We start from the raw sequence: 7948 nt of genomic DNA on the forward strand, positions 1-7948 counted from the left end.
AACTCGACCCGGAAGTCGCGAACCTCCAGAACACTCACTTGGAACCTCGCAGACGGAACACCGAGAACCCGCCGTCGCGGATCCCGTCCCCGAACAGGTTCACCCCGATCACCAGCACCGCGATGAACAACCCCGGGATCGTCACGACCCACCAGGCCGTGGTGATGAAGTCCTGGCCGTCGCTGATGATCCGGCCCCACGTCGCGAACGGCCGCTGCGGGCCGGCACCGAGGAAGCTCAGCGCGCTCTCCAGCAGCACGGCCTGCGCCAGCAGCAGGAGCACCACGACGATCGCCTGGTTGATGACGTTCGGGAGGACGTGGCGCAGCAGGATCCCGATGCGGTGCAGACCGAGCACCCGGGCTGCGGCGACGTACGGCTTCTCCCGCTCCACCAGGACCATCGACCGCGTCAACCGCGCGGGTTCCGGCCAGTTCGCGATCGCGATGACCAGTGCGATGACCGGGATCGACGTCCCGAACAACGCGACCACCAGCAGCAGCATCATGAGCAGCGGCAGCGACAACTGCGCCTCGATGAGCCGCGAGATCACCGCGTCGACCTTCCCGCCGTAGAACCCGGCGAGCGAGCCGAGCGCGATCCCCACGAACCCCGACACGACGACGGCGAGCACACCGACGAGCAGCGAGACCTGACCGCCGTAGAGGATGCGCGCCAAGAGGTCGCGGCCGAGCTGGTCGGTGCCCAGCAGGTGGCCGGGGGTTCCCGGGCCGACGAGGCGCAACGCGAGGGTCTGCGCGTCGGGGTCCTGGATGGGGAGCACCCGCGCGAGCGCGACGGGCACCAGCACCAGTGCTGTCAGCACCGCGCCGACGACGATCTTCACTCGCGCGCTGCGGGATCGACGAGCAGCACCCGAGCGGTGGATCAACCGCGGGGTGATCGCGGTGGGGGCCAGTGCGCTCATGCCGAGACCTTCCTTCCGAGCCGGACGCGCGGGTCGAGCAGTGGGTAGCAGAGGTCGACGAGCAGTTGCACGGCGACAGCGAGGGCGGCCGTGACGAGCACCGTCGCCTGGATCAGCGGGTAGTCGCGGGTCTCCAGGGCGCGCACGACGAGCGACCCGATCCCGGGCCAGCCGAACACGACCTCGACCACGACCACCCCGTTGAGCATCGACGCGAAGCGCGTCCCGAGCGCCGTGACGACGGGTACCGCGGAGTTCCGCAGCGCGTAGCCCCAGATCAGGCCGTTCTGCGACACCCCCCGCGACCGGGCGACGGTGAACCAGGGCGACGACAACGCCCCGCCCATCTCCCGGCGCACCATCCGCGACAGCAACGCCACCTGCAGGATTGCGATGGTCGTCGCCGGGAGCACGATTCCGCCCCAGGAGTCGAAACCTGCCGCCGGCAGGATCGGGAACGTCACCGCGAACACCGTCAGCAGGACGATCCCGATCCAGAAGTCCGGCATCGACTGCCCGGCGATCGTCAGCATGTTCACACCGAGTTCGCGGCCGGTGTCCGCGCGCCGGGCCATCCACACCCCGAGCGGGATGGAGATGACCGCGGCGAGCACGATCGAGGCGAGCGCCAGGGTGATGGTGTTCGGTAACCGCTGCAGCACGACGTCGACCGCGGGCTGCCGGAACGAGTACGACGTCCCGACGTTCCCGGTGACGATGTCACCGAGGAACTTCGCGTACTGCACGATCAGTGGCTGGTCGAGCCCCATCTGGGTGCGGACCCGGTCCAGTTCCTCACCCGAGGCCAGCGGTCCGGCGTAGGAGTACGCCGGGTCGCCGGGGGCGAGGCGGATGAGGACGAACACCGCGGTGATGGTGAGGAACACGGTCAGGAGGCTCTGCCCCAGCCGGGTCGTGAGGTAGCGGATCACGGACGTCAGCCCAACTTCACCGAGGTGATGTCGTAGGAGTTGATCGGCTTGAGGTCGATGCCCGAGACGCGGGAACGCCGGGCGAGCAACGCCTTGGGGACGAACGCCCAGAGCAGCGGCCAGGTGTCCCAGACCTCCTGCTGCACGTCAGCGAGCAGACCGTTGCGGGCCTGTTCGTCGCTCGTCGCGGACGCCTGGCTGATCTTCGCGGCGATCTCGGGGAAGACGAACCCGTGGTAGGAGTCCCGGGTCGCCTCCTTCTCCGGGGTGCCGCCGTACATGCCCTGGATGGTCGTCAGCGCGAGGCCGGTCTGGTTGCCGTAGCCGTTGCCGAGGATGTCCCAGTCGCCGGCCTCGCCGCGACGCCAGGTGCCGATGTCGCCACCGGGTTCGAACTGCTTCAGCGTCGCGGTGACGCCCACAGCCTTGAACATCTCGACCAGTGCTTCCATCGTCGAGGCGTCGCCGGCGAACTCACCGTTCTCCCAGATGATGGTCAGCGCCAGGTTCGTGACACCCAGGCGGGCGAGTTCGCTCTTGCACTTCTCCGGGTCGTAGGTGAACTCGCCGACCTCGACCGCTCCTTCGAGGGTCCCGGGGACGACACCCGTTGCGGAGGTGACGGAGTCGCCCATGATGCCGGTGACGATGGAGTCGTGGTCCACGGCGTAGCCGAGGGCCCGACGGACCTCGGGGTTGGCCAGCGGGTGCCCGGCCGGTTTGCGGAAGTTGTAGAACAGCTGGTTGTACCGGGTGCCGTCGACCTCGTCGATCTCGACGTCCTTCACCGACTTCAACTGCGCCACGGAGTCCGCGGTGACCGAGTCGATGACGTCGACGTCTCCGGAGCGCAGCGCGACGACGCGGCTGGACTCCTCGGGCATGAACCGGACCTCGACGGTCGGGATCGTCGGCTTGTCGTCGCCCCAGTAGTTGTCGTTGATCTCGAGGGTGTAGCTCCCGGTACCGCTCTCCGACTTCGAGACGACGTAGGGCCCGGTGCCGACCCCGTCCTGCAGTTCCTCGGCCTTGTTCGCGGCGGCGGGAGTGATGAGGATGTTTGACATCAGCGAGTCCAGGACGACGACGGGAGTCTGCGTCGTCAGCGTGAACGAGGTCTCGTCGATCTTCGTCACGGTCGGCCACTCGGGGAACTGCTGGGCGACGAACGATCCTTCGACCTGCTGGTACAGCTCGATGGCCTTGGCGACGTCCTCGACGGTGACGGCGCTGCCGTCGGAGTAGACGATCCCGTCGCGCAGCTTCACCGTCCACTCGTTGTCGGTGGTCTGCTCGAACGACTCCGCGAGCACGGGGACGGGTTTGAGGTCCTTGCCGATCGCGGTGAGGGCCTGGCGCACCGCGCGCTGCACGGTGACGGCCGCGTCGAACTGGTTGAGCTTGTTGTCGAGGCTCACCAGGGAGCGGTTCAACCCCAGGGTCAACGTCGCCGTCGCACCGGCGTCACCACCGGAGCCGGAGTCGTCCTTGCTGCCACCGGGCGAACCGCACGCTGCGACGAGGCCGACTCCGAGGAGGGACCCGGCGCCCAGCACGGTGCGGCGGGACGGCGAACTGGTCGTGCTGGTCATCGTTGACCTCCTGGGCCGGCACCACCGCGCGGGTGGTGAGGTGGGGAGAGGGAGCTGGTGAGGCGTTCGGTGGGGGCAACATCGCCGGCTCCGTCCGCCAGTGACGACTATCACACGATTGCGCAGTCCGCGCAATGGAGCTAGCGTGTTCCGCGCAAGGTCGGGTTGCGGGCCATGTCACCATCGGAAGCAGAGGCGCTTCCGCGGGCTCACACCACACTGCACTCCCGGATCCCACAACCGCTGTCACGCATCGCACCCCATGAGGAGGTCACCGTGGACGGTCTGCTCGTCCTCGCCGACGACCTCTCCGGCGCCGCCGAGTCGGCGGCTGTCCTGCGGCTGCGTGGTTCACGCAGAACGGGCCCCGTGCACATCGGGCTCTGGCCCGCGCGGGTCACAGCGGACGACACCGTCCTGGACCTCGACTCCCGACACCTCGCACCGGCGGACGCGGAACGGCGGATCGCCGAGGTCCTACGCGCAGCGCCCGGCCGGACGGTCGTCACCAAGGTGGACAGCCTGCTGCGCGGGAACCTCATCCCGGTCGTGCGCGCTCTGGGTGGGGCGGTCGTCCTGGCCCCCGCGCTGCCCGTCGCCGGTCGGACGGTGATCGGTGGGCGGTTGCTCGTCGACGGTCGGCCGCTCGCCGAGACCGCCGCGTGGGCGACCGAAGGGCGGACGGCACCGGAGACGGTGGCGGCCGCACTGCCGGGGGTCGACACCACGGTGCTCACCCTCGACGTCGTGCGCTCCGGGGACCTGGCTGCGCACATCGCGCAGGTCCCGCCAGGAACCGTCGTCGTCTGCGACGCCGAGACCGACGACGACCTCGACCTGATCTTCACCGCCTCCCACGGCCGGCCGCTGGTCGGGTCGGCCGGACTGGTCGCCGCCGTCGCCCGCGCGCTCCCCGCGGAGGCGGCCCACGAGCAACCCGACGCACGGAACGTCCCGCGCCTCGTCGTGGTCGTCGGCACCGCCGAACCCACCGCGCAGCGCCAGGCCGAAGAACTCGTCGACGCCGGCGCCACCTCGGTCGACCTGCCGTGCGCCGACGTCCTGCGCGGCACCGCTGTCGCCCAGCTCGCCCAGGCCGTCTCGCGGAACTCCCTGACCGTCGTCCGGCTCACCGGGACAGCCCACGGCCGACAGCTGTCCCGCGCGTTGGGTCGCGTCGTCGCCGATGCGGTCGGGCCCGCCGACCTCGTCCTCACCGGCGGCGAGACGGCCCGCCACGTCCTCGACGCCCTGCGCGTCCCCTCGTTGCGGTTCCTCTCGCAGATCGAACACGGCGCCGTCCGCTCCGAGACCCCCGACGGTCGTCACGTCGTCACCCGCCCCGGCAGCTTCGGCGGCCCGGACAGCCTGCTCCGGATCGTGCGATCGCTGAACCCCGAACTCCTCCCACCTCTGGAAGGCCCTCTCATGAGCAGCAGCACGAGTCCCGCCATCGCCGTGACCATGGGGGACGGAGCCGGTGTCGGCCCGGAGATCGTCGTCGCCGCCCTCCTGCACCAGAGCGTCGTCGAGAACTCCCGCTCCGTCGTCGTCGGGGACGCCGCCCGACTGCGGCTCGCCGCGGACGTCCTCGGGGTGGACGTGAAGATCGTCCCGGTGGAGGGAGTCGCGGACGCCGTCTTCGAGCCCGGCCGGATCAACGTCGTGGACCTCGGGCTGCTGCCCGCCGACCTCGCCTGGGGACAGTTGTCCCCCGTGGCGGGCGACGCGGCCTACCACTACGTGCGGGTCGCCAGCGAGATGGCGATGCGCGGGGAGGTCCAGGCCATCTGCACCGCCCCGCTCAACAAGGAGGCGCTGCACCTCGGTGGCCACGTCTACCCCGGTCACACCGAGCTGCTCGCGGAACTCACCGGGACGGAGGAGGTGTCGATGATGCTCTCGACGCCGACGCTGAAGGTCATCCACGTCACCACCCACATCGGGTTGGTCGACGCCGTCGCCAAGATCGAACCGGGACTCGTCGAACGCACCATCCGCCGTGGACACACCGCGCTCGTCGCCGCCGGCAACGCGAACCCCAAGATCGGCGTCTGCGCGATCAACCCGCACGCGGGCGAGGGTGGCCTGTTCGGCTACGGCGAGGAGGCCGAAAAGATCACGCCCGGCATCGAGGCCGCGCGCGCCGACGGGATCGACGCGCGCGGACCGCTACCCGCCGACACGTTGTTCTTCCTGGCCGGCCGCGGTGACTTCGACCTCGTCGTCGCGATGTACCACGACCAGGGCCACGGGCCGGTGAAGGTGCTCGGCATCGAGGCCGGCGTCAACATCACCGTCGGGCTGCCCGTCATCCGCACATCCGTGGACCACGGCACCGCGTTCGACATCGCGGGGACTGGCAAGGTGGACACCCGCAGCATGGTCGAGGCCATGCGGCAGGCCATCGAGGTGGCCCCCCGCCCCACGCAGGACTGACAGGGAGACACATGCCCTCCGTGGCGACCGAGACCCGGCGTTCAGCCATCGTCGACCTCGCCCACGAGGGTCTCGCCAACGTCGAGACCCTGGCGTCCCGCTTCGACGTGTCCCCCTCGACCATCCGGCGCGACCTCGCGATCCTCACCACCGAGGGCCGCATCGCCCGCACGTACGGCGGCGCGATCCCCATCGGGGCGCACAGCGAGTCGACGCTGCGGCAGCGGATGGACGAGGCGCACTCCGCGAAGGTCGCGATCGGGCAGTGGGCCGCGACGCAGGTCGCCACCGGCGACACCGTCCTGCTCGACGTCGGCTCGACCGTCGGAGCGCTCGCGGCGGCGTTGGCCGGGGCGCGAGGCTTGACGGTCATCACCGCCAGCCTCACCGTCGTCACCGAACTGAGCGACGCCGGTGGAGTCGTCGTCGAGTGCCTCGGTGGCCGGCTCCGACCGATGAGCCAGGGTTTCCTCGGACCGCTCACCGAGGCGGCCCTGGAACGGGTCAGCGCCGACGCCGTGTTCCTGGGCACGGACGGGATCTCCGACGAGGGGGAGATCTGCGAGGCCGATCTGGGGCAGGTCCGCCTGAAGGAGCTCATGGTGCGCCGTGCCGAGCGGGTCTACGTCCTTGCCCACGGCGAGAAGATCGGTGCCCGCCCCTTCCACGCCTGGTTCCGGATCCCCCTGCCGTGGACGATCGTCACCGACACCACTGCGCCGACGGAGCGCGTCGCGGCGTTGCGAGCTCGCGGGGTCCAGGTCGTCGTCGTGGACGAGACGCAGGGATCCCGCTCGCCCACGACCACCGAGTCGGTCGAGTGAGCTGCGGTGTGGTCGATGGCCTCCGGGTGAGGGTCGTGACGCCTCTTCCCAGGTGTCGTCCTGCAACGGGGAACGGTAGAGGGTGACGCGGCGACGGTGTCGGCGACGGTCGGCGAGCCACCTCGGCCGAGGACTCGTGCAGGGCTCCGTCCAGGCGTTGCGGCGGGTCTGGCGCACGGTCGGACGGTTGATGCGTCCCCGTCGTCGGCCTGACCTCTTCGTCGAGAAGCTGCAGGCCTGGCGATCCTGGCTCGGCTACGCGTCGGTGGTCGTGGCGGTCGGGCTCTACGGCAGCGCCCCCGACGACCTGGGACAGCAGCTGCTCGAAGGGGCCGTGATCGGGTTCGTCGTCAAGGCAGTGATCGCCGTCCCGATCGTTGTCGTCGCGATCGTGATCATCGCCATCGTGAGCCACCCCACTCAGCGGCTCGCCCGGATCGAGCCGGCCCTGCGGACGCTGGGTCTGCTCGGCGCCGCGATCGGACTGCCGTGGTTCGCGGTGACGATCGTCGAACGCTTGGACGGATCCGCGACCCGTCAGGACTTGCCGCTCCTGGGCCTGGCAGTGCTCGTGGGTGTCGTCCTCGCGATACCGCTGCTGTTCGTCGGCACGGCGTCCGCGCTCGTGCACGGCGTCCGGTACCTGTTCTGCGTCGGGGACGTGCATCCGCTGTTGCCATCGGTCCTGGCGTTCCTCATCGCACTGTGCTCCGGGGCGGAGAACGTGTCAGGAGCCCTCGACCCCGGGCCAGGCGTGGAACTTGCCCTCGCCTGGCTGGCGGTCGGAGGATCGCTGGTCGTGCTCGGCCTGACGGTGTTCGAGCACTGCCGGCTGCGGCAGCACGGAAGCCGGTGGAGCGACGTGCGTCGGGAGCTCAAGGACCTGCCTCGACGTGATCATGTGCGCCGACGAGCGTGAGGGACCAGAACGGGGCGACCCGCCGGTCGGCGAAGGGGCATGACCAGTACGAGTCCGGGTTGGTCACCCTGCGGGCTCAGGTCAGTCGGTGGACTGCCGATGAAGAGCTCTGGGTGCAGGGCTGCGGGGGAACCACCCGCAGTCGAACAGGTCCGCTGGAGGCGATTTGCAGATGCCACCAGGGGCCGCGTACTGTTCCTCATGTCGCCCCGACGGGGCGGAAAACCGGAGCTTCTGAGCTCGGGTGGTCCGCGTCTGGTGGGTGGCGCCGGAAGCCTTGATGGTGGCTGGGTTGCAGTTTGGCCTGGTTGGTG

Annotated in this window: 6 protein-coding genes; 3 read left to right on the forward strand and 3 right to left on the reverse strand. The window is 69.9% G+C overall.

The features are described 5' to 3' along the window. Positions 1–34: 34 nt before the first annotated feature. From ACFQ46_RS07150 to ACFQ46_RS07160, 3 genes are read right to left on the reverse strand one after another with little or no spacing between them, the layout of a single operon-like run. The gene (locus tag ACFQ46_RS07150) at positions 35–928 is read right to left on the reverse strand and encodes an ABC transporter permease (protein ID WP_380258601.1); all 894 of its coding nucleotides are present in this window, start codon (positions 926–928) and stop codon (positions 35–37) included. Continuing rightward, positions 925–1860, reverse strand: a complete 936-nt coding sequence (locus tag ACFQ46_RS07155; RefSeq protein ID WP_380258603.1) for an ABC transporter permease — start codon at positions 1858–1860, stop codon at positions 925–927. The genes ACFQ46_RS07150 and ACFQ46_RS07155 overlap by 4 nt, the downstream gene beginning before the upstream one ends. Before the next feature lie 5 nt (positions 1861–1865). Next, on the reverse strand, positions 1866–3452 hold the full coding sequence (locus tag ACFQ46_RS07160; RefSeq protein WP_380258605.1) for an ABC transporter substrate-binding protein: 1587 nt from the start codon (positions 3450–3452) through the stop codon (positions 1866–1868). Positions 3453–3728: 276 nt separating this feature from the next. Here ACFQ46_RS07160 and pdxA point away from each other — a divergent pair, with 276 nt between their 5' ends. The 3 genes from pdxA to ACFQ46_RS07175 all read left to right on the forward strand — a co-directional run bounded on the left by pdxA (position 3729) and on the right by ACFQ46_RS07175 (position 7634). Continuing rightward, positions 3729–5891 (forward strand): 4-hydroxythreonine-4-phosphate dehydrogenase PdxA, encoded by a 2163-nt coding sequence (gene pdxA / locus ACFQ46_RS07165; RefSeq protein WP_380258607.1) that lies wholly within the window; start codon positions 3729–3731, stop codon positions 5889–5891. Between the two features lie 11 nt (positions 5892–5902). Beyond that, on the forward strand, positions 5903–6715 hold the full coding sequence (locus tag ACFQ46_RS07170; RefSeq protein WP_380258609.1) for a DeoR/GlpR family DNA-binding transcription regulator: 813 nt from the start codon (positions 5903–5905) through the stop codon (positions 6713–6715). Positions 6716–6851: 136 nt separating this feature from the next. Beyond that, the gene (locus tag ACFQ46_RS07175; protein WP_380258611.1) at positions 6852–7634 is read left to right on the forward strand and encodes a hypothetical protein; all 783 of its coding nucleotides are present in this window, start codon (positions 6852–6854) and stop codon (positions 7632–7634) included. The last annotated feature ends 314 nt before the right edge of the window (positions 7635–7948 follow it).

The organism is Kineococcus sp. GCM10028916, from assembly GCF_042674865.1.
GTDB lineage: Bacteria > Actinomycetota > Actinomycetes > Actinomycetales > Kineococcaceae > Kineococcus.